The sequence below is a fragment of the Paraburkholderia sp. JPY419 genome (assembly GCF_050435705.1).
In the GTDB taxonomy this organism is placed as follows: Bacteria; Pseudomonadota; Gammaproteobacteria; order Burkholderiales; family Burkholderiaceae; genus Paraburkholderia; species Paraburkholderia youngii.
In genome coordinates, this window is the sequence record NZ_JBNDKV010000002.1 from 346,950 (window position 1) to 373,265 (window position 26,316).

22 protein-coding genes and 1 pseudogene are annotated in these 26,316 nt (G+C 64.6%); 13 read left to right on the top strand and 10 right to left on the bottom strand.

What is annotated here, in order from left to right; translation table 11 throughout:
- Window positions 1–41: 41 nt before the first annotated feature.
- The 3 genes from QFZ91_RS07860 (at window position 42) to QFZ91_RS07870 (ending at window position 2,813) form a co-directional block, all read left to right on the top strand.
- On the top strand, window positions 42–1,064 hold the full coding sequence (locus QFZ91_RS07860; protein ID WP_176108725.1) for a quinone-dependent dihydroorotate dehydrogenase: 1,023 nt from the start codon (window positions 42–44) through the stop codon (window positions 1,062–1,064).
- A gap of 109 nt (window positions 1,065–1,173) precedes the next feature.
- A complete protein-coding gene (locus QFZ91_RS07865) occupies window positions 1,174–1,968 on the top strand; it encodes a cystine ABC transporter substrate-binding protein (RefSeq protein WP_429566861.1) in 795 nt (264 codons plus the stop codon).
- 185 nt (window positions 1,969–2,153) lie between these two features.
- Window positions 2,154–2,813, top strand: coding sequence for an amino acid ABC transporter permease (locus tag QFZ91_RS07870; protein ID WP_176108727.1), 660 nt, complete (start codon window positions 2,154–2,156; stop codon window positions 2,811–2,813).
- Between the two features lie 34 nt (window positions 2,814–2,847).
- On the opposite strand, the gene QFZ91_RS07875 is transcribed toward QFZ91_RS07870, so the two are convergent.
- The 5 genes and pseudogenes from QFZ91_RS07875 to QFZ91_RS07895 form a co-directional block, all read right to left on the bottom strand.
- Window positions 2,848–3,894, bottom strand: a complete 1,047-nt coding sequence (locus tag QFZ91_RS07875; RefSeq protein ID WP_429566862.1) for a Gfo/Idh/MocA family protein — start codon at window positions 3,892–3,894, stop codon at window positions 2,848–2,850.
- Window positions 3,895–4,082: 188 nt separating this feature from the next.
- On the bottom strand, window positions 4,083–4,802 hold the full coding sequence (locus QFZ91_RS07880) for a FadR/GntR family transcriptional regulator (RefSeq protein ID WP_368597323.1): 720 nt from the start codon (window positions 4,800–4,802) through the stop codon (window positions 4,083–4,085).
- A gap of 338 nt (window positions 4,803–5,140) precedes the next feature.
- Window positions 5,141–5,704: a flavin reductase family protein gene (locus QFZ91_RS07885; RefSeq protein ID WP_429568608.1), complete on the bottom strand. Its 564-nt coding sequence runs from the start codon at window positions 5,702–5,704 to the stop codon at window positions 5,141–5,143.
- Between the two features lie 15 nt (window positions 5,705–5,719).
- Window positions 5,720–6,703 (bottom strand): annotated as a pseudogene (locus QFZ91_RS07890) (sugar phosphate nucleotidyltransferase); the annotation flags it as partial.
- Between the two features lie 75 nt (window positions 6,704–6,778).
- Window positions 6,779–8,641, bottom strand: a complete 1,863-nt coding sequence (locus tag QFZ91_RS07895; protein ID WP_429566863.1) for an alpha/beta fold hydrolase — start codon at window positions 8,639–8,641, stop codon at window positions 6,779–6,781.
- A gap of 453 nt (window positions 8,642–9,094) precedes the next feature.
- Here QFZ91_RS07895 and QFZ91_RS07900 point away from each other — a divergent pair, with 453 nt between their 5' ends.
- On the top strand, window positions 9,095–10,564 hold the full coding sequence (locus QFZ91_RS07900; protein WP_429566864.1) for an oligosaccharide flippase family protein: 1,470 nt from the start codon (window positions 9,095–9,097) through the stop codon (window positions 10,562–10,564).
- Window positions 10,565–10,573: 9 nt separating this feature from the next.
- Here QFZ91_RS07900 and QFZ91_RS07905 read toward each other — a convergent pair whose 3' ends face one another.
- Complete coding sequence (locus tag QFZ91_RS07905; protein WP_429566865.1) at window positions 10,574–11,107, bottom strand: GNAT family N-acetyltransferase; 534 nt, start codon at window positions 11,105–11,107, stop codon at window positions 10,574–10,576.
- A gap of 368 nt (window positions 11,108–11,475) precedes the next feature.
- Between QFZ91_RS07905 and QFZ91_RS07910 the strand changes: the two genes are divergently transcribed.
- The 7 genes from QFZ91_RS07910 (at window position 11,476) to QFZ91_RS07940 (ending at window position 20,617) form a co-directional block, all read left to right on the top strand.
- Window positions 11,476–11,727 (top strand): acyl carrier protein, encoded by a 252-nt coding sequence (locus QFZ91_RS07910; protein ID WP_176119958.1) that lies wholly within the window; start codon window positions 11,476–11,478, stop codon window positions 11,725–11,727.
- On the top strand, window positions 11,724–13,031 hold the full coding sequence (locus tag QFZ91_RS07915; RefSeq protein ID WP_429566866.1) for an acyl-CoA dehydrogenase family protein: 1,308 nt from the start codon (window positions 11,724–11,726) through the stop codon (window positions 13,029–13,031). The genes QFZ91_RS07910 and QFZ91_RS07915 overlap by 4 nt, the downstream gene beginning before the upstream one ends.
- A complete protein-coding gene (locus QFZ91_RS07920; RefSeq protein ID WP_429566867.1) occupies window positions 13,032–14,105 on the top strand; it encodes an amino acid--[acyl-carrier-protein] ligase in 1,074 nt (357 codons plus the stop codon).
- The gene (locus QFZ91_RS07925) at window positions 14,102–15,175 is read left to right on the top strand and encodes a DUF1839 family protein (protein WP_429566868.1); all 1,074 of its coding nucleotides are present in this window, start codon (window positions 14,102–14,104) and stop codon (window positions 15,173–15,175) included. The genes QFZ91_RS07920 and QFZ91_RS07925 overlap by 4 nt, the downstream gene beginning before the upstream one ends.
- A gap of 7 nt (window positions 15,176–15,182) precedes the next feature.
- Window positions 15,183–17,831, top strand: a complete 2,649-nt coding sequence (locus tag QFZ91_RS07930) for a glycosyl hydrolase 2 galactose-binding domain-containing protein (protein ID WP_429566869.1) — start codon at window positions 15,183–15,185, stop codon at window positions 17,829–17,831.
- 629 nt (window positions 17,832–18,460) lie between these two features.
- Window positions 18,461–19,195, top strand: coding sequence for a Crp/Fnr family transcriptional regulator (locus QFZ91_RS07935; protein ID WP_062123840.1), 735 nt, complete (start codon window positions 18,461–18,463; stop codon window positions 19,193–19,195).
- Window positions 19,196–19,231: 36 nt separating this feature from the next.
- Window positions 19,232–20,617 carry an undecaprenyl-phosphate glucose phosphotransferase gene (locus QFZ91_RS07940; protein ID WP_429566870.1) on the top strand — a complete coding sequence of 462 codons (1,386 nt, stop codon included), beginning with the start codon at window positions 19,232–19,234 and terminating at the stop codon, window positions 20,615–20,617.
- 173 nt (window positions 20,618–20,790) lie between these two features.
- Here QFZ91_RS07940 and QFZ91_RS07945 read toward each other — a convergent pair whose 3' ends face one another.
- From QFZ91_RS07945 to rpiA, 3 genes are all read right to left on the bottom strand, one after another.
- Window positions 20,791–21,213: a helix-turn-helix domain-containing protein gene (locus QFZ91_RS07945; protein WP_176377931.1), complete on the bottom strand. Its 423-nt coding sequence runs from the start codon at window positions 21,211–21,213 to the stop codon at window positions 20,791–20,793.
- 495 nt (window positions 21,214–21,708) lie between these two features.
- Window positions 21,709–22,938, bottom strand: coding sequence for a glycosyltransferase (locus tag QFZ91_RS07950; RefSeq protein ID WP_429566871.1), 1,230 nt, complete (start codon window positions 22,936–22,938; stop codon window positions 21,709–21,711).
- Between the two features lie 433 nt (window positions 22,939–23,371).
- On the bottom strand, window positions 23,372–24,067 hold the full coding sequence (gene rpiA / locus QFZ91_RS07955; protein WP_429566872.1) for a ribose-5-phosphate isomerase RpiA: 696 nt from the start codon (window positions 24,065–24,067) through the stop codon (window positions 23,372–23,374).
- Window positions 24,068–24,273: 206 nt separating this feature from the next.
- Between rpiA and QFZ91_RS07960 the strand changes: the two genes are divergently transcribed.
- Window positions 24,274–25,107, top strand: a complete 834-nt coding sequence (locus tag QFZ91_RS07960) for an RNase A-like domain-containing protein (RefSeq protein WP_429566873.1) — start codon at window positions 24,274–24,276, stop codon at window positions 25,105–25,107.
- A complete protein-coding gene (locus QFZ91_RS07965; RefSeq protein ID WP_429566874.1) occupies window positions 25,104–25,397 on the top strand; it encodes a contact-dependent growth inhibition system immunity protein in 294 nt (97 codons plus the stop codon). Before QFZ91_RS07960 ends, QFZ91_RS07965 begins: the two co-directional genes overlap by 4 nt.
- 92 nt (window positions 25,398–25,489) lie before the next feature.
- Here QFZ91_RS07965 and rlmB read toward each other — a convergent pair whose 3' ends face one another.
- Window positions 25,490–26,233, bottom strand: coding sequence for a 23S rRNA (guanosine(2251)-2'-O)-methyltransferase RlmB (rlmB, locus tag QFZ91_RS07970; RefSeq protein WP_429566875.1), 744 nt, complete (start codon window positions 26,231–26,233; stop codon window positions 25,490–25,492).
- Window positions 26,234–26,316: the final 83 nt, after the last annotated feature.

Below are 26,316 nucleotides of genomic sequence, written 5' to 3' on the forward strand. Positions count from 1 at the left end.
AAATGGCGGGTTCCTATTTTCCGGCCGTCCGGCTTCATCCCGTGTTCAGTTCCCTTTATCCGCTCGTTCGCGCCCAACTCTTTCGCATGGACGCGGAAGACGCTCACCATCTGACTTTGCGCATGCTCGGCGCCGCCGGCCGCACCGGCATCGCCGGCGCGCTCGCCGCGCGCGTGCCGGATTCGCCGCGCACCGTGATGGGCCTCACGTTCCGCAACCCGGTCGGACTCGCGGCCGGCCTCGACAAGGACGGCGCGTGCATCGACGGTCTGGCGGCGCTCGGCTTCGGCTTCATCGAAGTGGGCACCGTGACGCCGCGCGCGCAGCCGGGCAATCCGCGCCCGCGCATGTTCCGGCTGCCGCAAGCGAACGCGGTGATCAACCGGATGGGCTTCAACAACGCCGGCGTCGACCAGTTCGTGAAGAACGTCCAGGCCGCGCGCTATCGCGGCATCCTCGGTCTGAACATCGGCAAGAACGCCGACACGCCGATCGAGCGCGCCGCTGAAGACTATCTGTACTGCCTCGAGCGCGTGTACCCGTTCGCGAGCTACGTGACGGTCAACATCTCGTCGCCGAATACGAAGAACCTGCGCCAGCTGCAAGGCGCCGACGAACTCGACGCGCTGCTCGCCGCGCTGAAGGACAAGCAGCAACGGCTCGCCGACATGCACGGCAAGCTCGTGCCGCTCGCGCTGAAGATCGCTCCGGACCTCGACGACGAGCAGATCAAGTCGATCGCCGACACCTTGCTGCGCCACCAATTCGAAGGCGTAATCGCGACCAACACGACGCTGTCGCGCGCTGCCGTCACCGGCATGCCGCATGCGGACGAAGCCGGCGGCCTGTCGGGCAAGCCGGTGTTCGACGCGTCGAACGAAGTGATCCGCAAGCTGCGCGCCGAAGTCGGCGAGGCGGTACCGATCATCGGCGTCGGCGGGATCTTCTCGGGGGAAGACGCACGAGCGAAGCTCGCGGCCGGCGCGTCACTGGTGCAGCTTTATACTGGATTCATCTACCGCGGTCCGGCGCTCGTCGCCGAATGCGCGCAGGCGCTGCGCTAAGCATCCGCACCGGCGGTGCATATAGACATAAACAAACGGTATTTAGATTGCGATAGTCTCGTTTGCTATGCTCTCGACCGTCAAAACGTCAGACGTACAAAGGAACACGATGAAATTTGGCCTGCTGAAGAAACTCCTCGCCACCGCGCTGATCGGCGCGTCGTTGACCGCCGTCGCCGCGCACGCGGAAGACCTGCTCGACCAGGTCAAGCAGCGCGGCACGCTGCGCGTCGGTCTCGAAGGCACCTTCCCGCCGTTCAACTCCAAAGCGCCGTCGGGCGAGCTGGTCGGCTATGACGTCGACATCGCCAAGGCCGTCGCGGCCAAGCTCGGCGTGAAGCCGGTGTTCGTCACGACCGAATGGAGCGGCATCATCGCCGGTTTGCAGGCGGGCAAGTTCGATGTGATCGTCAACCAGGTCGGCATCACCGACGCGCGCAAGCAGACCCTCGACTTCTCGCCGGCGTACACGTACTCGGCCGCGCAACTGATCCAGCGCAAGGACGACACGCGCCAGTTCACGTCGCTCGAAGACCTGAAGGGCAAGAAGCTCGGCGTCGGTCTCGGAACGAACTACATGGACATGGCGAAGTCGGTGCCCGGCATCGACGTGAAGACCTATCCGGGCGCGCCCGAATACCTGCGCGACCTGGCCGCCGGCCGGCTCGACGCGGCGTTGAACGACCGTCTGATGCTCGCGTACCTGCTGAAGAACTCGAACCTGCCGCTGCGCACCGGCGCGAACGTCGGCCCGGGCAACCCGTCGGGCATTCCGTTCCGGAAGGGCAACCCGCAGTTCGCAAAGGCGATCGAGGATGCGATGACCCAGCTCGAAGCGGACGGCACCTTCACGAAGATCTCGGACAAATGGTTCGGCATCGACGTCAGCAAGCCGATCAAGTAACACCCGTGCAGTCAAACGAAGGGCGGCATCGATCACGATGCCGCCCTTCGCGTTTATGCGGCCCGCGCGGGGCCTTGGACCCGAACCGCGCGTCACGTATACCCCGAGCCGCATTGCGCGACCCGCGCCTGAACGCGCGCCAAAGTTTATGATGTGCGCTTTGTGCGTCAATAAGAACACTACCCATGTCCATCACATCCCTGCTGCTCCAATCGCTGCCGGTACTCGCACAAGGCGCCTTGCTGACGATCAAGTTCGCGATCCTGTCGATGATCTTCGGCTTGATCGGCGGCGCCGTGCTCGCACTGATGGGGATCAGCCACAGCCGGCCGCTGAACTGGATCGCACGCGTTTATGTGAGCGTGATGCGCGGCACGCCGCTGCTGGTTCAGATCTTCGTGATTTACTACGGTCTGCCGAGCTTCGGCATCTCGCTCGAACCGACGCCGGCCGGCGTGATCGCGCTGTCGGCGAACGTCGCCGCCTATCTGTCCGAGAGCATGCGCGGCGCGATTCTGGGCATTCACCAGGGCCAGTGGCTCGCGTCGTACAGCCTTGGGCTGTCGCGGCGCCAGACTCTGCGCTACGTGATCGCGCCGCAGGCGCTGCGCATCGCGGTGCCGAGTCTGTCGAACAGCCTGATCAGCCTGGTCAAGGACACCTCGCTCGTGTCCGTGATCACGGTGACAGAGTTGCTGCGCAGCGCGCAGGAAATGATCGCGTCGACCTATCAGCCGCTGCCGCTCTATCTGGCCGCCGCGGCCGTGTACTGGGTGCTGTGCCAGGTGCTCGAGTGGGCGCAGCGCTGGTACGAGCGGCGGCTGTCCCTGCCGACGCGGCACTGAGCGGCGCCCACTGCTTTTCCTTTGCCGCTGTGGCTCATTCGCCAGCGAACTTCAGCCCCAACGCCGCGCGCGCAGCGTCGGCCATCGCGATCATCTGTCGCGACGTGTCGTGCGGCATCAGCGGACTCTCCAGCACATCCGCGCGAATCAGCTCGCAAAAATGCGCGGTCTCGTAGTTCAAACCACCGCCTTCGAACGGTTCGTCGAGTTCGACGACGCGGCCGTCCGCGTAACGGATGCTCGCGCGCGACGGGTTCCACCACGGCTCGTGCAGCGTCACGTGACCGCCTTTGGCCATCAGCAGCGCATCGCCCTTGCCATGCAGATCGAGCCCGCAGAATAGCTGCGCGATGCCGCCGCGCTCGTGCTGGCTGTTCAGACTCGCGAACGTATCCACCCCGGTGGCGCCGAGCCGGCCGAAGGTCTGCACGTCGCATGGTGCGCCGAGCCAATCCACCGCAAGAAACATCTCGTAGATGCCGATATCGAGCAGCGCGCCGCCCGCGTGCTCGAACGACAGCGACGGATGATCGGCCGGCACGCCAGGCACCGAGCAGCCCGCGCGCACGAGGCTGACCTCGCCGATCGGTTCGGCCGCGAGGTGCTCGCGCAACCTTCTGTAAAGCGGATAGAACGGCGGCTTCATCGCTTCCATGAAAAGCCGTTGCGAAGCGCGCGCGGTCTCGAGCACGCGCTCGAGCTGCGCACGATTGATACACGCGGGTTTCTCGCACAGCACGTTCAGCCCGGCTTGCAACGCGGCGATCGCATAGTCGGCGTGGCTGTCCTGCAGCGTCGCGATATAGAGCGCGTCGATGCCGCTCGCGAGCAGCGTATCGAAACTGTCGCAAACGGTACCGCCGAATTCATCGGCGAACGCCTGAGCCGGTTCCACGCGACGCGACCACAGCGCGGCGAGCCGCGCGCGCGGCACGAAGGCGAGACCTTGCGCAAAGCGGCGCGCAATCCGGCCAGTGCCGACGATCCCCCAACGGATCTCACGCGATGAAGTGGTGTCCTGCGCTGCCCGATTGGTCGGTTGGGCGGTGGCTGCCTGCGGTGCCGCTGTCGTGTCTGTCATCGTTGTGCGAGGGTCCATGCGGTTCGGAACAGCCGCTATTGTCGCCGATGCCGTTTGAGAATGCGGCGAACCCGGCCAATCCGAACCATGCGACATCGCAGCCGCGCACCGACCTTCGAGACCCGCGCCGCCGCTGTCGCGGCCAGGCACTCAAGCAACCAGGCTCAAACCGACGCTCACACCGAGTCTCAAACCCGCGCCGGCGGCTCCGCGGAAAACCGGCCGCCGATCTCCTCGGCCGCGTAATCGATCATCGCCAGCGAGGCGATCTCGGCCTCCTTCGGATCGCGCCGCTCGATCGCTTCGACGACGCGCTGATGCGACGCGATCGCGCTCTCCCACACCCCGGTCCGGTCATGCACGATCGGGGCGACGGTCGACAGCGCGCCGCGAATGATCGCGGCCATCTGCTTGAAGAACTGGTTGCCGCTCGCGATCACGATACGCGTGTGAAACAGCTCGTCGGCTTCCTGATAGGCGGGCTCGCCCGGACGGATCACGCGAAACGCCTCGAACGCCTCGCGAATCGCCGCGACATCCGCGGCACTGCCGCGTGCGGCCGCCTGCGCCGCAGCGCGCGGTTCGATCAGGATGCGAAACTCGATCACGTCACGCAGAAACATCGGATCGGGCTTCGCGCGAAAACGCCAGTTGACGACGTCCTCGTCGATCATGCGCCAGTCGCTCATGGGCCGGATGCGCGTGCCGATCTTCGGGCGCACGTCGAGCATGTCGCGCGCGAGCAGCATCGATAGCGCCTCGCGCATCACGGTGCGGCTCACGTCGAATTCCTTCGACAGCACATCCTGCGGCGGCAGAATCGCGCCGTACTTTTCCTCGACGATGCCGCTGACGAGCCCGTCCATCACCTTGCTCACCAGCGAGCGATCCTTGTTTGCGTGTTCCATGACATATCCCCGAAGCGGTGTTGACCCCGCGTGGCCTGTTAATGAAGGGCCCGTACGTATCTCTTATGCAAATAGGATCGTTTTCCGATACGTTGCTAGCTTCGAAACGGATGCGCCAGTTGGGACACTTCCTGACAGGGTTATCCCTCTGAAGATTTGTTTCGTTCATGTAACGCAATCTGTTCCGCCAGGCTCAAAGCTCGCCCGTCAAAGCGTGCCTGCGTTACCCGGTTTAATTAGTGCGCATTCGCACGTTGGCGTGACGAAATTGTCTGATTTGCACGGACGTGGTCCGGCGATTGCGTGCTCGGGCGAACAAACATGCGATGGCAATCGCATCACGCCGAATCCTCGTTCGACGCGCTCGCCGCCACCGACGCATAGCGGCCGCCGAAAAACAGCAGCGGCGCGTGCTCGTCGAGCGAGAACACCAGCACTTCGCCGACGAACAGCGTATGGTCGCCGCACGGATGGCGGTCCACCACGCGCGCGGCGAAGCGCGCGGCCGCGTGCTCGAGCAGCACGACGCCCGCAAGGCCGTCGACCGCCGCGAAGCGCGGTGCGCAAGTCGGCGTGAGGTGGCTTTGCGCCTCGCCCGCGAAATGGCGGCTGTGCGACTCCTGCGCCTCCGACAGCACGCTGACGCCGAATAGCTCGGCTTCCATCAGCCGCGCATGCATGCGCGCACGATGTCCGACCGACACGACGATCAGCGGCGGCTTCAGCGACCCCGACATGAACGCGTTGGCGGTCATCGCGTGAAGGCTGTCGCCGCTGCCGGTCGAGATCACCACCACGCCGGTTGCGAAGCGCCCGAGCGCATGACGAAAGCGCCGCTCGTCGAATGACGGCGACCGCGCTTCATCGGCTGGCTCCTCGGCTTGACCTCCATTGACGCGCATGGGCGCGCCGACGTCCGGCCAGCCCGCGCCGAGCGGTACCGTCACGCCGAGAAGACGCGCGTCGGTACCGATGCGCTCCATCACCGCATGGCCGACCGAGTCGGACGGACACGCGGCGAACGCGTCGCGCGCGAGATGCACCGCGCCGGCATCGTCGATGCTCGCGCCCGCGAATGCGTCCTTGCAGGCCGCCGCGATCAGCGGACGGCACAAGCCGATCGCGTCGAGCCATACCGACGCGCGCACCACGAACATGCCGCAGTTCCACCAGTACTCGCCCGCGGCGAAGTAGCGCTCGGCAAGCTCTGCATCGGCCTTCTCGACAAAGCGCCCGATCGTCCGCGCGCCCCGGTTGCCCAAGGGCGCGGCGGTGCGGATATAGCTGTAGCCGATCGCCGCGCGCTGCGGTGGCACCCCGAACGCGACGATCGCGCCGCGCGAGGCATGCGCGAGCGCCTCGTTGAGCGCCGCACCGAATGCAGTGTGATCGGCGCTCGGATGATCGGTGGGCAGCACGACCAGGATCGGATCGTCGCCAGCCACAGCCGACGCGCGCGCGGCGAGCGCCGCGACGCTCAGCGCCGGCGCGGTGTTGCGCGCCATCGGTTCGAGCAGCAAGCGCGCAGGCCTGCGGTACCGCCACTCGACTCGCTCTAGCGCAGGCAGCCGCGGTTCGTCGCGGCAGACCACCAGCGGCGCGGCGGACGGCCTGGTACGGGCCGCGTCGTGCGCGGCCGAGTCGAGTGCATCGTCGAGCCAACGCAGCGTCGCTTCGAGCAGCGCGCGGTCGTCCATCGGACCGGCCAGTTGCTTCGAATTACGTTCGCGCGACAGCGGCCACGGCCTCGTACCGGAGTCGCCCACGAGGATCACCGGTTGCACGGTCAGTTCGTGAAGCGCGGCTGCGGCTCGAGCCCCCAGCGCCAGCGGATTACCTGGCTCTACTATTCGGTTCATTTGCGATCCTCTCGAATGCAACTCCTGTTCACCGGCCGGCATGACGCCAGCAGGTGCCTCGTGGTCGCAATCGTTTCTGGTCGTACGCGCGTGCCCCTCTGTCCGCCGCGTGTTCCCCTATGCTTCTCCGAACGGACGCAACGCCCCCGGGCCGCGATGCTCACCGTGTTCCGGGTGCTGCCTGTGCAGTTCGCCGTCGAGCGCGGCGCTGTCGGGCTGACGCAGCTTCGTGAAGCCGCCGCGATAGACGTTCTCGACGTAAGACATGATGTTTTCCTGCGCCACCGACGACAGGATCGCGTGATCGGTGTGCTTGCAAAAGGCCACATGAATGCGCGTGAAGCGCGCGAGCCGCGTGCCGCGCGCACCGAAGTAGCGCTCGAGCTCCTCGACGCCTTCGTCGAGCACACCGAACACCAGGTGCGTGTCGACGCCCCGCGCATCGAGGTTGGCGAACAGGTGCCGCTCATCCCGCGCGCCGAGTTCGAGGCCGCACAACCGCTCGATCCGGTCGGCCAGCGTTTCGCCGGTCTTCGCGAGCTGCCGTACCACCAGCTCGCGCACGAGGCCCCAGCCGCCCGTCTTGCCCTTGAGCACGCGCAGCCATTTGCCCGGCTGCTTCATCGAGCGCATGTAGTTGCGCGTCGACCCGAACGCGGACACCGGGATCATCGGCTTGCCGTGTTCGTCGCAGACGTTGTGCCATCTGAACTTCTGTACGTTGACGATCACCGCGCCCACCACCGCGGGTTCGCGCGTCGCGGCATGCAGGCCGGTATAGGCGCCCGAGCAGATGCCGACCGGCACCGCGCCCGCATGACCGCGCGCGACGAGCCAGCGCGATGCGCATGCGGCGTCGGCGGCGCTCGATTGCGAGTACAGCGCGTCGAGGCTCAGCGTGTCGCATGACGGCATGCTGTCGCCGACACCGCCGACGTCGATGCGCAGCGAAGCGATCCCCTGGCGGGCAAGACGCCGCGCGAAATGTACGCCGAAACGCCCGTTGCCGATCCGCGACACCGCGCCGGTATTGAGCAGCAGCACCGCCGGCGCGTGCGCCGCCGCGGCGCCGTCGGGCCGGCAGTAGATGCCGAACACCTTGCCGTCGTTCAGCCATACCGGCGTCTCGTGCAGCGTCGGCGCGACATAATGGCCGCCCGCCGGCTCTTCGCCTCGCTCGGGCACGCGCGCTACCGCGTGGCTGGTTCGCGTGCTGCCCGCGAGCAGCCAGTTCTCGATGGTCTCGAACGCGGCGTGCGGTATTTCGCTTTCGAGCGGCTCCATCATGAAGCGGCTGTATTCGTCGAACGGGTGACGCTCGAGCTCGACGCCATGTTCACTGTAATGCGCGGCGAGCGCACCGGTGCGCACGGGGTTCAGTGAATCGAGCAGCAGCACGCGCGCGGCCGGCCGGCTCGTCGCGCGATACAGATCCGCCGTGTGCAGGCTTTCCAGCGTGTCGCGATACATGCGGAAGCCGTACGCTTCGACGAACTCGTCGGTATCGGGCTCGACCACGCAATCCATCGCAGCCGGATCGTCCAGCCACTGCCGGTAATGCGCGCGCAATTCGCGCTGATAAGTCTTGCCCGACAGCACCGGCGACATCAGCACGAGACCGTGCACGTCGCCGAGTTCCTGCGCGGCAAGCGCGGCCAGCATGCCGCCAAGACGCAGACCGCACAAGCTGACCCGCTCGACACCGGTCGCCGCGCGCAGCTGCGCGACCGCCTGTTTGACGCTGTCGATCCACGCGCGCCACAGGCCGGCGTCGGTCGGATCGCCGGCCGAATCGCCGCTCGCCGGGTAGTCGAAGCGCAGCACCGGTATGCCGCGGGCGGCGAGGCGCTCGGCGAGCCGGCGCATGCCGCGATACGTGCACAGCGTGTCATAGCCAAACGGGGAACACATCACAACGCCATCCGGGCCGTGGGCTGAATGCAACCAGCCGAAGTTGCCGTCGAAGACGATGGGTCTCACTGTCCGCTCCTTACGTTTCTTCCTTTTCATGTGATTACAACAAAGGCGCTGTCGCCCATATGTGCGTCCCGCTACATTGGTTTGGGCTCCGAATCGAGCTGGGCTCGCGTGTGCCCATGAGCATGCTGTGCAGTGCAGCACGCCCCGCGCATGGACCGAAACGCGGCTGATCGCGTCGTTCATGCGCTGCATTGAATGCCGGCGGCTGCGGTGCGCGTGCCGCGAGCATCAGGTGATGGAGAAGGTGCGGGCGCGCCCGCGCGCGACGCCAAGGCTCGTGGCCAACCACCACGCTACCCTATGACCATTGCCATTTAACTCCCTCCGATCGCGGCCATCTGTACGGCCACCCACACAGCCACGCGGCGCCTGGGGGCAAGATGCAAGACCTGCGACGGCGCCGACGGGAAAGTCATACGATAGGCTCGCCCGTCACCGGCCGGACAAGGGACCATGGAACGAAGCATCGTCAGGAACATCTTCATCAACTTTGCCGGAGCCGTCGCGCCGACCTTCGTGTCCCTCGTGACCGTGCCGGCCTACATTCATCTGCTGGGCGCCGAGCGCTATGGGGTGATCAATCTGGTGTGGGCGCTGATCGGCTACTTCAGCGTCCTCGATCTGGGCACCAGCCTCGCGACGGAAAACCAGATCGCCAAGGCGCGCGCGACCAACGACGATTCGATCGAACCGATTTTCTGGAGCGCGTGGTTCATGAATCTCGGCACCGGCATCATCGGCGGGGCGCTGATTTATGGCGGCACCATCGTCTACATCACCTACGGCGTAAAAATCGAGCCGGCGTTCCAGCATGAAGTGATGGCGAGCCTGCCGTGGATCGCGGTCGCGGTGCCGATCACGAACGTCACGTGGGTCTTCGCGGGTGCGATTACCGGCGTCGAATGCTTCGCGAGCTACAACATCAACCAGATGCTCGGCACCGCGCTGTTCCAGCTGCTGCCGATCGCGGCGATCTTCTGCTTTTCGCCGTCGCTGGCGTTCGTGATTCCGGCCGCGGTGATCGCGCGCTTCATCGCCGGCCTGATGCTCGGCGTGGCCGCCATTCGCGCGCTCGGCATTCGCCGGATGCGGCTACCGCAATGGCGCGTGATGATCGGGCTGTTCCGCTACGGCCGCTGGCTGCTGATGTTTTCCGGCGCCAACATGATTGCCTCGACCCTCGACCGCGTGTTCGTCGGCGGACTGCTCGGCGCGCGCTTCGTCACCTACTACGCGACGCCGCAAAACCTGATCAATCGATTGAACCTGCTGCCGCTCGCGATGGTGCGCACGCTCTTTCCGCGTATGTCGGCCGCGTCGCGCGAGGATGCGGACGCGCTCGCGCACCACGCGCTCGCGTTTCTCAATGGCGCTTTTACGCCGTGCGTGATCGTCGCGCTGTTCGCCTTGAAGCCGTTCCTGCTGCTGTGGCTGGGTCCGCAGCTTGCCGCCTCGGCGCCGGTCGCGAGCGTGCTGATCGTCGGCGTGTGGCTGAGCGGCCAGTCGAGCATCCTCGGCAGCCTGTTGCAGGCGCAGACCCATCCCGCGGCGGTAGCAAGCGTCAGCTGGCTTCAGTTGCCGTTCTTCACCGGCGCGTTGTGGTGCGGCATCCACGGGTTCGGCATCATGGGCGCGGCGGTCGTCGTCGTGTTGAAGGCGCTGTTCGATTACTCGGTGTTGCTCGCCTTCTCACGGCTGCATGCGTGGACGATCGTGCGCAACATGCTCGCGCATCTGGCGTTTCTGCTCGTCGCGCTCGCGCTCGCGGATTCGATCAACGCGCTGCTGTTGGCGATCGTCGCTGCGCTCGCGTTGAGCGCAGCGAACTTCGGCATCTCGCTGCGCGGGTCCAGCGAATTGCGCGCCGCGCTTTACCGGCTCTGGCTGCGTCTCGTGCCGTCGTCCGGACGGGCACAAGGCTGAGCCCCGGCATCACAACAGTTCGAACGTGTTGGCGAACGATGCGCCGGCGCGCTCGCGCCGCCGCTGCCCGAGGCGCGCCTGAGCGCCACGCACCTGACGCGTGAGACCGATGTACGGTATTCCGTGTTCGAGGTACGGCCCCTCCGTTTTGCGAAAGCCGAACTGCTCGTAGAACCCGCGCAAGCCAAGCGGCGCACTCACGCGCGTAGCGCGGCCCGGCCAGCGTTCCGCGACCGCTTCGAGCACGCGCTCGATCAGCATCTCGGCGGTGCCGTCGCCGCGCCGCAGCGGACTCGTCAGCACCTTGTCGATCGTCACTTCCGGATCTTCCGAATCGCCTGGCTGCACCCGCGCATAGGCGAGCACCGGCATTGGACGTGCCATGTCGTCGACCGCGAACACATGCAAAGCGCGCTCGTCGCGACCGTCCGCGTCGAGGCACACATGCGCCTGCTCGACGACGAATACCGCACTGCGCGCACGCAGCACGACATACAACTCACGTACAGATAGCTGATCGAACTCCAGCGTTTTCCAGTTCATCACGCCCCCGGCGGTCAAAATACCTGGCGAAACCGGCGATCCCTGCCGTGCGCGACGGCCGGCCGATCCATGACGGTCCCTCATCATCGACTACACGGTAGCCTGCGCGAAAGACGTGCTTCCGTGCGCCATCGCACTGACGCTCGGGGTTGCCGATTCTTAAATACGAGCCAATGAAGCGCAGTCTCACCACGTGCCCCGGTATCGCAGATGGCTTCGCACAGCCCGCCTGCATCACCGCACCGCACCATCGCGCGCACACACTGCGGTCTTCGCACCGCACGAATCTACCTACGAAAATCAGGCGCCCACGATCATTCGATCCCGGCACCTATCGGCAGACCTTTGACCATAAGGGGGAGCACTGCATGAAAACTGCATTGAGACGCATCCTTTCAGAATCCGCACGCCTGGATGTCCCGGTGGAAAACCTCGCCGACGACGCCGACCTCTATGCTGCCGGACTATCATCGCTCGCGACCGTGCATCTGATGCTTGCTATGGAAGACGAATTCAACGTCGAAATTCCTGACCGTATGCTGACGCGCCGCCTGTTCTCGAGCATCGACTCGATGGCCGCCGCGATGACGGAGTTGCTGCAGGCCAAGGCGGCAGCATGAGCGCGCCGCTGCTGGATCAGGCCGCCGCGGCGGCCTGCGGGGCGGCCGCGAACTCGACTACCGACGCACGGACCGGCGCTGGCGAGAGCCCCGCCACCGGGGCGCTGACCGCGCTCGACAGCGGTCCCGAATGGCGTGCTGCAGCGCATCGGTGCGCGGCGATCGCCGCGCAATACGCGGACGCTGTCGACCGTGACGCGCGCTTTCCGGTCGAGGCGTTCGGCGCGCTGAAGGCCGAGCGTTTGTTATCGGCGATGGTGCCGACCGCCTACGGTGGCGCGGGCCTGTCGCTTGCCGATATCGGCGCGATCTGCGAAACGCTCGCCCAGGGCTGTGCATCGACGGCGATGATCTATGCGATGCATCAGATTCAGGTCGCGTGCATCGACTCTCATCGCGGCAATTCGGCCTGGCAAGCGAGCCTGCTCGCGCAACTGGCCGAGCAGCAATGGCTGCTCGCGTCGGCGACATCTGAAGAGACGATCGGCGGCAACATGCGTACGAGCGCGTGCTCGGTCGAGCTCGATGGCGCGCGTTTCCGGATCGAGAAGCTGGCACCGACGATCTCGTACGGCGCGCACGCCGACGGCATCCTCGTGACCGCGCGGCGCACCGCCGAAGCGGCCGCGTCCGACCAGGTGCTGATCGTCGCGCTGCGCGCCGAAACGGAGCTCGAGCGACGCGGCGGCTGGGACGCGATGGGCATGCGCGGCACCTGCAGCGAGGGCTTCCGGCTCGTCGCGACGGGACTCGCCGAACAGATTCTTGCGACGCCGTTCGCCGACATCGCCGATCAGACCATGCTGCCCGTGTCGCACACGCTGTGGGCGTCGGTGTGGACCGGCATCGCGATCGACGCGGTCAATCGCGCGAAAGCGTTTTTCCGCGCGCAGGCGCGCGCGAAGCCCGGCACCATGCCGCCGGCGGGCCTGCGGCTTGCCGAAGCCGTCGGGCTGCTGCAGATGATGCAGGCGCGTCTGTCGGTTGCACTGGAGGCCGCGCGCGCCGCGCATCAGGCGCGCGAGGGCGCGATCGAGGCGGACGCCCCGCTCGCGGCGATGCTCGGTTTCGCGTCGGACATGAACACGCTGAAGACCAGCATTTCGAGCACCGCGCTGCAGGTCGTACAGGAAGTGCTGATGATCTGCGGCATGGCGGGCTACAAGAACGGCACGCCCTATAGCGTCGGCCGCCATCTGCGCGACCTGCACTCGGCGCCCTTGATGATCAATAACGACCGTATCGCGCAGAACACCGCGAGTCTGCTGCTCGCGCAACGTCCTGCCGCGCCGGGGAGACCCTGAATGAAGCTGATGACCGATACCGCCGCTGCTGCCACTGCCGCGGCGGCCCCCGCCACCGACGTGGGGCCTTCGCTCACGCTGCGCGACGAGATGCTGGCAGCCGGCCTGCTGATCGACACCGGCGAAAACGGACTGTATGGCCGCAGCCAGATTTTCGAGGACGTGATCGATCGATTGAACGTGGCGATTACGCATCTCGGCAAAGATCAGCAAGCCGAAGTGCTGCGTTTTCCGCCCGCGATGCGCCGCACCGACTTCGAGGACAGCGAGTACCTGAAGAGCTTTCCGAATCTCGCGGGCACCATCCATGCGTTCTGCGGCGACGACATGGGCCATCACCGTCTGTTGCGCGCGCTCGACGATGCGATGGCCGACAGCGACGACGACCGCGGCGACGCGTGGCTAGCGCAACAGAAACCGACGCGCGTCGTGCTGACGCCGGCCGCCTGCTATCCGATCTATCCGGTGATGGCGCGGCGCGGCCCCCTGCCCGCCGCCGGCCGCACGATCGACGTGCTGTCGTACTGCTTCCGCCATGAGCCGTCGCTCGATCCGGGCCGGATGCAAATGTTCCGTCAACGCGAATACGTGCGTCTCGGCAGCCCCGAGCAGGTGATGGCGTTCCGGCAGATGTGGATCGAGCGCGGCTCGTTGCTCGTGAAGCTGCTGGGCTTGCCCGTCGAAGTCGATCTTGCGAACGATCCGTTCTTCGGCCGCGGCGGCAAGATCGTCGCCGATAGCCAGCGCGCGCAGGCGCTCAAGTTCGAGTTGCTGATCGCGGTCGCCGATCCGCGCGGCAAGACGGCCTGCCTGTCGTTCAACTATCACATGGACCACTTCGGCGCGATCTGGAAGATCGCCTGCGACAACGGCACGACCGCGCATACTGGTTGTGTCGGCTTCGGCATGGAACGCATCACGCTCGCGCTGTTCCGTCATCATGGGCTCGACGTCGACGCGTGGCCCGACGACGTGCGCGCGCTGCTGTGGGGCGATACCGGGAGCCGCGTCGCGGATGCGCTGCAGGCGGCGCAATCTATGCAAACCGCAGCCGTCGCCGGAGGGCGCGCATGAACTCATCGCCGACTTGGGCGCTTGCCGGCTCGCTCGCCAACTCGTCGCTGCCGCGACGCGCAGGCGATCCGCCGACGCATCAGGAGACCCACGCGGCGCCCCGTGCCGGCACGCGGCCGCGCGAGCACGTAGCGCACGCATTGCATCAGGGCGAACGCGTGTGGCAGGAGACCAACTGCTACGTCGATCTATGGATCGAGCTGCTGCACGGCTTCGGGCTCGATCCGCGCGCGGCGCTCGCGTTCACGGTCACGCAGGATTTCGAAGGCGATCAGTTCACGTTCTTCAAGTTTCCGCTGGATGATCTCGAACGGCTGTATGGCACCCAGGTGCAGGAGCTCGCGATCTACGATTCGCTCGAAGAACGCGTGCTCGCGCAGACATTGCGCGGCCACACCGTGCTGGTCGAAGTCGACGGCTACTACCTGCCCGATACGCGCGCAACCTCGTATCGCAGCGAGCATCCGAAGACCACGATCGGCATCGACTTCGTCGATACCGCCGCGCGCCGCCTCGGCTATTTCCACAACACCGGCTACCACCAGCTCGAAGGCGACGACTACGACGGCGTGTTTCGCAAGCTGCCGCATTTCACCGGCCAGCCCGATCTGCTGTTTCCGTACGTCGAGTTCGCCAAGCAGGCGCGGCCCGCGCTCGAAGGTACCGCGCTCGCGGAGGCGTCGGCGGAACTGCTGTGCGCGCATCTGGAGCGGCGTCCATTGAGCAATCCGATTTCGCAATGGCGTGCCGCGTTTCCCGCGCATCTCGATACGCTGTTCGGGCGCGACGAGGCGTACTTCCATTTGTACTCGTTCAATCTGATGCGGCAGCTCGGTGCGAACTTCGAGTTTCTGTCGAAGTATCTGCAGTGGCTGTCCGCGCAAGGCTTCGAGATGCCGCCGACGATACCGGCCGCCGCGCAGCGCATCGCGTCGGAATCGATGGTGATGCAGTTCCGGCTGATTCGCGCGATCGCGCGTGGTCGCCGCGATAGCTGCGAAGACTGCTTCGACGTGCTTGAAAGCGCCTATGAACAAACGCTGCCGCCGCTAGCCGCTCTGGTGCGCTAATGCGTTGATGCGCGTGCCACCCGCCGCGCGGTTTTTCCGGGAATTGACCGTGGATGTATCGACACACGATCCGGCGGCTGACGAGAGCGGCGCCGGCCGTCCGCGCGCGGACGGCGCGCTCTCCCTATGGCCGCAACGGCTCGACACCGGCTGGGCTTGTCTGAGCACCCCACCCAACGCCTATGCGTCACCGGCCGATCTGCCCGCGCAAGGCTGGCTCGCCGCGCCCGTGCCCGGCACCGTCGCGAGCGCGCGGCGCGCCGCCGGTCTGCTCGATGTCGATCACCCGCCACCGCTCGCGTTCGACGATCACTGGTATCGCGTCACGCTGATCGGCACCGGTCGGCGCCGCCTCCGCTTTCATGGATTAGCGACGCTCGCGCAAGTGTGGCTCGACGATGTGAAGCGGCTCGATTGCGCATCGATGTTCATCGCCCATGATGTGGATATCGAACTGAATGGCCGTGCGACGCTCGTGCTGTGCTTTCGCTCGCTGACGCCGGCGCTGGCGGCCAAACGCTCGCGTGCGCGCTGGCGGCCACGCCTCGTGTCGCCGCCGACGCTTCGCAACGTGCGCACCACGCTGCTCGGCCACATGCCCGGCTGGTGTCCGCCGATCCAGGCGGTCGGGCCGTGGCGTCCAGTCGAGATGCTCGGCGACGCGCCGCACGCATTCGACACGATTGATCTGACCAGCCGGCTCGAGCACGACGATGGGGTTGTTTCGTTGACGTTACGTTTCGTACACCCCCACGACGCCGCCTGCCGCGCGACACTTGCGTGCGGCAACCATGTTTCGTGTTTGCAATGGCGCGATGCATATACACTCGCCGGCGACGTGCGCGTGCCCGATGCGAAACGCTGGTGGCCGCACACGCACGGAGAGCCCGCTTTATATCCTCTGACGTTGCAACTCGCCGACGGCAACGTGATCAGCCAGTCTCTAGGCTCGATCGGCTTTCGTCTTATCGAAGTGGATCGCGGCGCCGATGCTGCGGGCTTTACCTTGCGCGTGAATGAGGTGCCCGTGTTCTGTCGCGGCGCGTGCTGGACCAGCGCCGATCTCGTCACGCTAGCAGGCACCGAAGCGCAGTTGCGCCATACGTTCGAGCTCGCGCGCGCCGCCGGCATGAACATGCTGCGCGTCGGCGGCACGATGCTCTATGAATCAGATCTGTTTTATGCGCTCGCCGATGAGTACGGCCTGCTGATCTGGCAGGACTTCGCGCTGGCGAATTTCGACTACCCGAACGATGCCGCATTCAGCGCACTGATCGAGCGCGAAGCGAGCCAGTTCCTGACCCGCACGCGTCGCTTCGCGTCGCTCGCGGTGCTATGCGGGGGCAGCGAGGTCGATCAGCAGGCGGCCATGTTCGGACTGCCCGCGGCGCGGCGCGCGCAACCGTTGTTTACCGAGCTGCTGCCCGCGCTCGTCGCGCGCGAACGCGCGGACGTGCCCTATGTCAGCAATTCGCCATCGGGTGGCGCGTGGCCGTTTTCGACTAACGAGGGCGTCACGCACTACTACGGCGTCGGCGCGTATCAGCGGCCGCTCGCCGACGTGCGGCGCGCACAGGTGCGCTTCGCCGCCGAATGCCTGGCATTCGCCAATGTCCCCGACGACGCGACGCTGCACGACGCGCTCGCCACGATCCACACGCACGACCCGCGCTGGAAAGCCGCCGTGCCGCGCGATGCTGGCGCAGGCTGGGATTTCGACGACGTGCGCGATCACTATCTGCAGGCGCTTTACGGCGTCGAGCCGGCGCGCTTGCGCTATGAAGACACGGCGCGCTATCTGGATCTGTCGCGCGCGGTGGTTGCCGATCTGATCAGCGACGTGTTCGCCGAGTGGCGGCGCGCGGGCTCACCGTGCGGCGGCGGCCTCGTGTGGCAGTTGCAGGACCTGCGCGCGGGCGCGGGCTGGGGCGTGATCGACGCGACGGGACGGCCGAAAAGCGCGCTGCACGGCTTCGCGCAGACACTGCAGCCGTTGCAGGTCACGCTGACCGACGAAGGCCTGAACGGCCTCGATATCCATCTGATCAACGAGCGTGCGCAAACGTTTAGCGGCGAACTCGAACTGGTCTGTCTGCGCGACGGCAGCGTGAAGGTCACGTCCGCGCGAAGCGCGCTGACGCTTGCGCCGCGCAGCCTGCAACGCATCAGCGCGGCCGCGCTGCTCGGCCAGTTCTTCGATCTGACGCATGCGTACCGCTTCGGCCCGCGCGCGCACGATGTCACGATTGCAACGCTATACGAAGCCGCGAGCGGCGAGATCGTGTCCGAGGCGTTTCATCTGCCCGAGCGTAGCGTGCACGCGCGAGATGACCTCGGTATGACCGTTCAGGTCGAACGTCGGGGCGACGGCAACGGCTGGCAGCTCGCGATCGAAACGAAGCGCTTTGCGCGCTTCGTTCATATCACTGATCCGCACTATCGCGCGACGCGCGACTGGTTCCATCTCGCGCCGAACCGGCGCTGTATCGTGCCGCTGCTTCCGCTCGAACCGCTGTTGCCGACCGCGTTCGCCGCGTCGCCGCAAGAAGTCGTTGCTCCTGCATCAAACGCGGCCTTTAAAGTGGATGAAACAAGCGCGGCGCCCCAAGGGGAAGTCCGCGCGATCAATGCGCTTTCCGCCATCTTTTACGGCTAGTGGTGGTTCCGAACTAGTCGCAGGCCTGCGAGGCGCGCCAGAGCCCGCTTCGCACCTCTCGAACTGTCTGCTCCGCACAGTCACTGTTGGCTCGAACGCGACTGTTAGCGGCTCTGAAAGGCTTCGCGCGCGACAGCGTACGCACTTCATTTAACACTTCTGAATCATTTCCGACACTTCAGGTCTAGCGCTTCAAAACGTGCATGCGGCGCCAGGTTCAAATCTGAGACAGCTTCGACAGCCCTCTTGTTTTTGGCCGTGAAGCCTTTGATATCAAGGGATTCCCCGAAACCCAAAGCTTTCATACGATGCATTCCCCATCCGGAGGGGGTGTGCAGAACTGAAACAAAAAGCCGCTTTTCCCCTTCCGACGCACTCCGGGTTTGTTCGCTGCGCCGCATCAGCACACGTTTTCCCTGACGTTGGCACGGTCCTCGCTATTACCTTCACGCAACAGAGTGCCACCGCACACGAGCGCAACAACAGAGGCGGTGGCAGACAGGCCTATAACGGGGCCGGTGCTGGTCATCCTAGCTGCCCGCCGGGCGGCCCTGTCCCGAGGATGCGGGCATCGGATCAAATAAACGGAGAGAGTCGCGCGCGGCGCGGCTTTCATGCGAGGACCGATCATGTTGACACTTCAATCCGATTTGCACGGTAACCATCTGCTGGGGGCATTGCCTTCGCACGAATGGCAGGCGCTGGCCCCCCACCTCGAACTGGTTCATCTGCGCACCGAGCAACTGCTGTGCGACTCGGGTCAACGGATCCATCATGTTTACTTCCCCACCACCGCGATCATCTCGATGCTCTCGACGATGGAAGACGGCAGCTCCGTCGAGATCGCCGCGGTCGGCCGCGAAGGCATGACCGGCGTGCCGGTCCTGACGGGCGGCGAAACCATGCCCAACCGCGTGCAGGTGCAATGCGCGGGCTTCGCGTACCGGATGAGCGCTCAGGCACTCAAGCAGCAGTTCGCGCGCTCCGACTTTCTGCGCCGCCTGATGCTGCTGTATATGCACGCGCTTCTGACCCAGGTCGCGCAGACCGCCGCGTGCAATCGCCATCACGCGCTCAACAAGCAACTGTGCCGCTGGCTGCTGATCGAAGTGGATCGCGTCGCGTCGAACGATCTGACCGTCACGCAGCAGCTGATCGCCGACATGCTCGGCGTGCGCCGCGAAGGGATCACCGAAGCGGCCGGCAAGCTGCACGACGAAGGCCTGATCCATCATAGCCGCGGTCATATCAAGGTGCTCGACCGCAAGGGCCTCGAAGACCGCGCGTGCGAATGCTACGGCCTCGTGAAACGCGAATTCGATCGTCTGCTGCCGCGCCTGCGCCAGGCGGAGACCGTCGAATAAGCGGGACGCCGTTCGATGACCGGGGTCGATTTGCCTATGTTTAGGGCTACTTCTCGATGTCTCGACGTGCTCTTCGTGATTGCAGGTGGTCTGCTAGCCCACTGGATCCGCTTTCCCGCGCCAATCGCGTTAGGCGATACCGAGCGCCTTCTGATTGCGTTCAACTGTGTGCTGGTTCTGCTGCTGTTTCCGGGCTTCGGCACCTATGAGACGTGGCGCGGCAAGGCGATCGCGCCAGTGCTCGCGAGAATCGCCGCCGCGTGGGTCGTGGTCGTCGCGACCTCGCTCGTGCTCGCGTTCACGCTGCATCGGATGGATGCGGTGTCGCGCCTATGGTTCGGATATTCGACGCTGATCTCCGGCGCGCTGATCATTGCGACCCGCTGCATCATGCACGTGGTGCTGCACTTCGTGCGCCGCCGCGGGATGAACGCGCGCACCGTCGCGATCGTCGGCGCACCGGGCTTTGCGCGCACGCTGCTCGCGCATCTCGAGCATGCGCCGCAAGCGGGCTTCAAACCGGTGTGCGTGTTCGACACTAGCCTAGAAGGCCGCGACGCCTCTGGCGCGCGTCTGGCCCGCCTGCCCGTGCTGACCGATCTGGAAGCGTTCGCGACGAAGGTGCGCGACGAACGCGTCAACGAAGTGTGGCTCGCGTTGCCACTTCGCGAAGAACACACGATCTACCGCTTCACGCGCACCTTCAGACACGACTTCGTCAATCTGCGCTTCATTCCCGACGTGCGCGGTCTGTCGCTGTTCAATCATGCGATCGTCGATGTCGTCGGTTTGCCGACGCTGAATCTGAGCGCGACGCCGTTCTCGCCGCCGCAGATGTGGCCCAAGCTGATGTTCGACCGCCTGTTCGCCGCGCTAGCGCTGTTCGCACTCGCGCCGATGTTCGTCGTGCTCGCGATCGGCATCAAGCTCACGTCGCCGGGACCCGTGTTTTTCCGGCAGACCCGCAAGGGCGTCGATGGTCAGCCGTTCTGCATCTACAAGTTCCGCTCGATGACCGCGCACCGGGAAGAGCACGGCCAGATCACGCAGGCGACCCGCAATGACTCGCGCGTGACGAAGCTCGGCAGCTTCATGCGCCGCACGAGTCTCGACGAGCTGCCGCAGTTTCTGAACGTGCTGCTCGGTCAGATGTCGGTGGTGGGTCCGCGCCCGCATGCGATCGAACACGATGATCTGTACAAAGACCAGGTGTACGGCTACATGCACCGCTACCGCATCAAGCCCGGCATCACCGGCTGGGCCCAGGTCAACGGCTATCGCGGCGCGACCGCCAAGATCGAGAAGATGGAAGCGCGCGTCAAATTCGATCTCTTCTATATTCAGAACTGGTCGTTCTGGTTCGACATGAAGATCGTCTTCATCACGGTTTTCAAGGGCTTCGTCGGCCGCAACGCGTTCTGATCATGCGATCGAGCGGATCGCTTCCGACGGTGGCGGCCATCTTGCCGGCGTCGCGGCGCGCTACAAATAGAAACGCCAACTCCGGCGGCCCGATCGACAGCCGCCATCGTTGACGCAAGACAAAGAGCCGCGACGGACTCCGTCATGAACGGACCCGCCGCGCGACACCGCCGCTACAGGAACTGGCTGACGTCGGTCTGAAACCGTACCGCGAGCGCCTTGGCGACTTTCTTGCTGATCGCGCGGCGCCCCGCGAGAATATCGCTGACCACGGTCGGCGACGCGATGCCGGCCAGATCCTTCTGCTTGAGACCATGCGTGGTCAGCAAATGGCGCAGGACCTCGCGCGGCTCCGCTTTTGGAATCGCCAGGTTGCGCGCTTGCCAGTGACCGACCAGTTCCTTCACGATCGCGTGCAGATCCGCGAGCGGATCGTTTTCGTCACCACTTAGATGATCGGACAGCGAGTTTGCGATGCGCACCATCTGGTGATAATCCTCTTCGGTGCGAATCGGCGTGATCGGCAACTGGCTCTTAAGCGCAGCCCAGGTTGCGGCAATATCGGGAAAAGGTCCCGGAAGGCGATCGGCATTCATGAGTTTAAATTCGTCCTCGTCCAAAAGCCGTCGGCGCGTTAATCGATGACGCGCGAATGACGACTGCCTGTTGTAGTGAATCGCCGTGGCACGCCGAATTGCCAGCACTGCGAACTTCGCAGTGAGGTCATTCAGCGGTCACGATAGCGAACGTCTGCTTCAGGTCGTTATGGCCACGCGAGGCATGCCGCGCCAGCGAATATCTCGCCCGTAGCGCGTGGCGCGCACCCCGATGTCGTTTTTTTGAAGTCCAGTCCTGCCTGCTTGACAATGGCCGGCCGCGGCTCGCCTTGCACGCGCGGTGCGTTTCGCGCGATACGCGATACGCACTGCCGACACAAAGCGCGAAGCGGACGCGCCCACACCAATAGCCGCCCGGACGCGTTGGTCAGAACGGCTCGTTACTGCCTGTTGCGAAATCACTGCGTGACGACGAAAACCCTTCCCTCTCCCATCGAAAACTCCACGAGGCAAGAACAGCGAATGACCCTCACCTCATTGCCTCCACCTGCTTTTCGGCGCCGTGTCGCTGGCGATGCCGAGTTCCCGGGTCGCGAGATCGGACTCCGCCCACGTCACCTGCTCCCCCAGTTCCGCCGCCGGCAGACCCTGAGCGACCGCCGCAATCGTGCGCGTAACCTCGGCCATGAACGCTCGCCGGAACACCTGGGCCGAAAACCGTTCGGCATTCGCGCGACAGGCCGCCGGCGTGATGTACGCGCTCAGCCGCTCGAAGCGGTTGACCGCGTCGAGCACCGACACCGCCGTCTGACGCGCGAAGAAAACGCCGGTCGGATGCGGATCGCCGACCGGCACGACCGTTTCGAGCGCCCCGCCCTTGGCGAACGCAATGACCGGCGTGCCGCAGGCCTGCGCTTCGAGCGGCACGATGCCGAAATCTTCCTCGGCAGCGAACACGAAGGCTCGCGCGCGCGCCAGATAATCCTTCAGTACGCCAAATGGCTGATAACCGAGGACTGTCACGTTCGGTCCGGCTTGCGCGCGAATCGACGCCATCTGCGGCCCATCACCGATCACGATCAGCTTGCGCTGCGGCGTCGCGTTGAACGTCTCGACGATCAGATCGATGCGTTGATGCGGCACCATCCGCGACACGCTCAGATAGAAATCGTCTTTCTCGGCGCGCAGTTCGAATTCGTTCACGTCGACCGGCGGCGGAATCACTGCGGCATCGCGCCGATAGGTTTTCAGCATGCGCCGGGCGACCGATTGTGAATTCGCGATCAGACGATCGACACCATTCGTCGACTGCGCGTCCCAGCCGCGCAGATAATGCAGCAAGACCCGCGCGGCCCACGACTTCGGTCCGCGCAGCAGATTCGCGTCGCGCAGATACTGATGCTGCAGATCCCACGCATAACGCATCAGCGAATGCACGTAGCTGATGTGCGTCTGCTGTGGGCCGACCAGTACGCCCTTCGCGACCGCGCAAGAACTGCTTATGATCAGGTCATAGTTCGACAGATCGAACCGTTCGACGGCAAGCGGCATCAACGGCAAATAGGCGCGATACCGGGTGCGCGCAAACGGCAGGCGTTGTATGAACGACGTGGTGACCGGCTTACCGGCTAGCGGCGTGCGATCTTCGAGAAAATCGACGACGCTGAAAACATCGGCGTCGGGAAAGCACTCGATGATCTGCTCGAGCACTTTCTCGGCGCCGCCGGGAGCGACCAGCCAATCGTGCACGATCGCCACTTTCATATTCCGCCCTATCTGTCACGAAACGCCACCTGGCCTTAGAGAAGAGTGTATGTGCCACGTTTCTGACTGTGCGTGCGCGTGCACACATTCGACGTGCGACAGTTCGCGAGTAATTCGCAGAGTCCGTTTGCGTCTGCAAAATCACGGCTTGATTGCTGAGGTTTCGTCCGTGCACCACGGCTGACGTTTTCGTCGTCACCTCTTCTCGCTAGTCTTGGCCACGCGTTGCGATCGGGGCGCTGCGCGGGCGAATGGCACCTGACGTGGCGGGCATCGCGCGCGGCTAGCATCGACGGCGAAGGGTCTGCGCGCGGGTTCAGGCATTTTCCGTCAGGTGCGCGCGGTTGCCGCTGCGGCGGGCGAGCGCAATAAAAAACGCGTGTGAACCGCTGGAGCGGTTCACACGCGTCAGAGCGAACAGAAATGCAGCCGCTTAATTCTGGCCGTACGTGATCGTTTGCACGCCGGTGTCAGTGCCCAGCAGGCACAGATTCGCGCCGCGGCCCGCGAACAGGCCGACCGTGACGACGCCGGGCCATGCGTTGATATGCGCCTCGAGCGTGCACGGGTCGCTGATGCTCAAGCCCTTCACGTCGATGATCTCGTTGCCGTTGTCGGTGATGAACGGCGCGCCCTCTTTCGTCACGCGCACGACCGGCACGCCGCCGAGCGCCGTCACGCGACGGCCGATCGCGGTGCGCGCCATCGGCACGACTTCGATCGGCAGCGGGAACTTGCCGAGCGTCTCGACGACCTTGCTCGCATCGGCGATGCAGACGAATGCTTCCGACACCGACGCGACGATCTTCTCGCGCGTCAGCGCGCCGCCGCCGCCCTTGATCATCGCACCGCTGCGATCGATTTCGTCGGCACCGTCGACGTACACCGGCAGCGAGTCGATCTCGTTCAGGTCGAGCACCTTGAAGCCGTGCGATTGCAGACGCGCGGTGGTGGCGAGCGAACTCGACACCGCGCCGCGATAGCGGGATTTGGTGGCGGCCAGCGCGTCGATGAAGCAGTTCGCGGTGGAGCCCGTGCCGACGCCGATCACCGAGCCTTGCGGCACGTTGGCGTTCACGTAATCGGCGGCGGCTTGGCCGACCAGTTGCTTGAGTTCGTCTTGAGTCATGGGAGAGGCGGGAAAAGCGTGAAAAACCGATAGTTTACCGGAGTGGCGGGGGGAGGGTTCGGTTTGGGTGCGCTTTGTGCCGTGCAGCCCGCTGATTTGCCGGGCAGCTTTTCACACATTGAGTCATAAGAATCATCCATCGCCCATATCAAACCGCTGTGGTGCTTGCTAGTTTTTAGGCCCGCAAGACCACAGAGGATTCTGGAATGCCGCAGGAATACGATGGAGATGGCGTGCGCTTGGTGCTCAGCGCGCCGCAGCTGGCCGCGATATTGACGCGCGGATCGATCAGCCAGACGGAGATGCTGAGCAACCGGCTCTGGGGCGGCCTGCAGGTCGCCGCAGGCGTAGCGGAGATGGTCGGAGCGGCAGCGCTATGCGCGCTGCCTGAACCGACGATGGCAAGCAAGGCCGGTTGCGTGATGTTCGGCGTGCATGGCTCGGACACGGCGGCGAGCGGTCTGCGTCAGATGCTGACGGGCCAGAACACGGCTACGCTGACACAGCAAAGCGCGACGAAGCTCGCCGAGTCGCTGAAAGCCCGCCCGGACCTGGCTAATCAGATTGGTGTGTCGCTCGATATCGCGGTGCCGTTCGGACTCATCGGCTCGATCAGAGCCGCGCGCGTCGCGCGGATTACGATGGGGCGGATTAGTCTGGATGCGCATGAGGCCAAAGCCGGTAGCCGGAACGGCGGGCATACGATACTGAAGCATGTGGGGAGGACTGAGGCGCAGTTGCGCGAAAGGCTGCGATTGGAATCGGAGAGAAGAGTAGTATCGTCGTTTCGGGACTTGGCGGCCGCGGAATGGGCCATCTCCAAGGTGATGGAGTCCAACACGTCGAAAATCAGGAATTGGGCTCAGTCGAATCCGAGGCGAGATCTCGTTCTGTATCAGGATGTCGGAAGAAAAGTGGGCTACGGTATCATTCGAGCGACAGGAGAATTCAAGCACATGAGTACGATTCAGGTCGTCTTTAGATTCGAAGAGTACAACGGAATGCCCTATTACATTTTTACATCGTACCTGGTGAAATGATCGACGAAAGCGCATATCCTGAGTTCCACGTGCTGTTCGGCGCGTATCTCAATCAGGATTCAGAATATTGGGGCGAAACCGTGGATGAAATAGTCTCGTGTTTCAAGAGAGACAGCTCCCCCGAAGAAATCCAGGCTACGCTGGCCGAAATAGACAAATTCAAAAAAGAAACAGGTGAGAATCTCGATGAAATATTTTCGGAAACGTACGGTTTCAATTTCGATCCCATCTTATGGGGATACACAACGGAGTCCTTTTTTGAGGAACTAAAGCGCCTTCTGCGCAAATAGCCGCATCCGCCGCACGCAAAACAAGCGCCCGAAACCACCACCGCGTTCCGGGCGCCATCAATCGACCAACAACAAGAACGACGACAGAAGAACTACTTCTTCACCGCCCGCTGCCGCACCGCTTCAAACAGACACACCCCGCTGGCCACGGACACATTCAAACTCTCCACCGTCCCCGCCATCGGAATGTTCATGACGACGTCGCAGGTTTCACGCGTCAGACGCCGCATGCCCTCGCCTTCCGCGCCCATCACGAGCGCCACCGGCCCGTCGAGTTCCGTTTCGTAGACGCTCTTCTCCGCGTCGCCGGCCGTGCCGACCACCCAGACGCCCGCGTCCTTCAGTTCGCGCAGCGCGCGCGCCAGATTCGTGACCGTGATGTACGGCACCGTGTCGGCCGCGCCGCTTGCGACCTTCGCGGCAGTCGCGTTCAGTCCCACCGCGCGATCGCGCGGCGCGATCACCGCGTGCGCCCCGGCCGCGTCGGCGACGCGCAGGCAGGCGCCGAGATTGTGCGGATCGGTCACGCCGTCGAGCACGAGAATCAGCGGAGCGCCACTGATGCCGTCGAGCAGTTCGGCGAGGTTCTGCGCGAGCGGCAGATCGCCCGCGCGCGCGACCACGCCCTGATGCCGCTCGGTGCGCGCGAGACCCCACAAGCGCGTTTCGTCGGCGGCGATCAGACGCACGCCCGCGTCCTTCGCGGCCTGCAGGAATTCGGTCATTCGACGGTCCTTGCGCGTCGCGTCGTAATAGACATCCTCGACCGTCGACGCATCGTGCCGGATACGCGCGGTCACTGCGTGGAAACCGTATAAAACCTTATGACGTGCCATGACTGGACAACCTTTGATTGGACGCGCATTCAACGCGCGCCACTGTGATGAAGATGAAACCAAAAGGCAGACCGCGCGCAACC

What these genes read in the sequence shown, in the direction of transcription:
- QFZ91_RS07965 (WP_429566874.1), top strand. Translation starts at nt 25,104, where the DNA reads ATGATCGACGAAAGCGCATATCCTGAGTTCCACGTGCTGTTCGGCGCG.
- QFZ91_RS07960 (WP_429566873.1), top strand. Translation starts at nt 24,274, where the DNA reads ATGCCGCAGGAATACGATGGAGATGGCGTGCGCTTGGTGCTCAGCGCG.
- QFZ91_RS07870 (WP_176108727.1), top strand. Translation starts at nt 2,154, where the DNA reads ATGTCCATCACATCCCTGCTGCTCCAATCGCTGCCGGTACTCGCACAA.
- QFZ91_RS07910 (WP_176119958.1), top strand. Translation starts at nt 11,476, where the DNA reads ATGAAAACTGCATTGAGACGCATCCTTTCAGAATCCGCACGCCTGGAT.
- QFZ91_RS07920 (WP_429566867.1), top strand. Translation starts at nt 13,032, where the DNA reads ATGAAGCTGATGACCGATACCGCCGCTGCTGCCACTGCCGCGGCGGCC.
- rlmB (WP_429566875.1), bottom strand. Translation starts at nt 26,233, where the DNA reads ATGGCACGTCATAAGGTTTTATACGGTTTCCACGCAGTGACCGCGCGT.
- QFZ91_RS07875 (WP_429566862.1), bottom strand. Translation starts at nt 3,894, where the DNA reads ATGACAGACACGACAGCGGCACCGCAGGCAGCCACCGCCCAACCGACC.
- QFZ91_RS07915 (WP_429566866.1), top strand. Translation starts at nt 11,724, where the DNA reads ATGAGCGCGCCGCTGCTGGATCAGGCCGCCGCGGCGGCCTGCGGGGCG.
- QFZ91_RS07885 (WP_429568608.1), bottom strand. Translation starts at nt 5,704, where the DNA reads ATGCGCGTCAATGGAGGTCAAGCCGAGGAGCCAGCCGATGAAGCGCGG.
- QFZ91_RS07930 (WP_429566869.1), top strand. Translation starts at nt 15,183, where the DNA reads ATGCGCGTGCCACCCGCCGCGCGGTTTTTCCGGGAATTGACCGTGGAT.
- QFZ91_RS07900 (WP_429566864.1), top strand. Translation starts at nt 9,095, where the DNA reads ATGGAACGAAGCATCGTCAGGAACATCTTCATCAACTTTGCCGGAGCC.
- QFZ91_RS07880 (WP_368597323.1), bottom strand. Translation starts at nt 4,802, where the DNA reads ATGGAACACGCAAACAAGGATCGCTCGCTGGTGAGCAAGGTGATGGAC.
- QFZ91_RS07940 (WP_429566870.1), top strand. Translation starts at nt 19,232, where the DNA reads ATGTTTAGGGCTACTTCTCGATGTCTCGACGTGCTCTTCGTGATTGCA.
- QFZ91_RS07950 (WP_429566871.1), bottom strand. Translation starts at nt 22,938, where the DNA reads ATGAAAGTGGCGATCGTGCACGATTGGCTGGTCGCTCCCGGCGGCGCC.
- rpiA (WP_429566872.1), bottom strand. Translation starts at nt 24,067, where the DNA reads ATGACTCAAGACGAACTCAAGCAACTGGTCGGCCAAGCCGCCGCCGAT.
- QFZ91_RS07945 (WP_176377931.1), bottom strand. Translation starts at nt 21,213, where the DNA reads ATGAATGCCGATCGCCTTCCGGGACCTTTTCCCGATATTGCCGCAACC.
- QFZ91_RS07905 (WP_429566865.1), bottom strand. Translation starts at nt 11,107, where the DNA reads ATGAACTGGAAAACGCTGGAGTTCGATCAGCTATCTGTACGTGAGTTG.
- QFZ91_RS07865 (WP_429566861.1), top strand. Translation starts at nt 1,174, where the DNA reads ATGAAATTTGGCCTGCTGAAGAAACTCCTCGCCACCGCGCTGATCGGC.
- QFZ91_RS07935 (WP_062123840.1), top strand. Translation starts at nt 18,461, where the DNA reads ATGTTGACACTTCAATCCGATTTGCACGGTAACCATCTGCTGGGGGCA.
- QFZ91_RS07925 (WP_429566868.1), top strand. Translation starts at nt 14,102, where the DNA reads ATGAACTCATCGCCGACTTGGGCGCTTGCCGGCTCGCTCGCCAACTCG.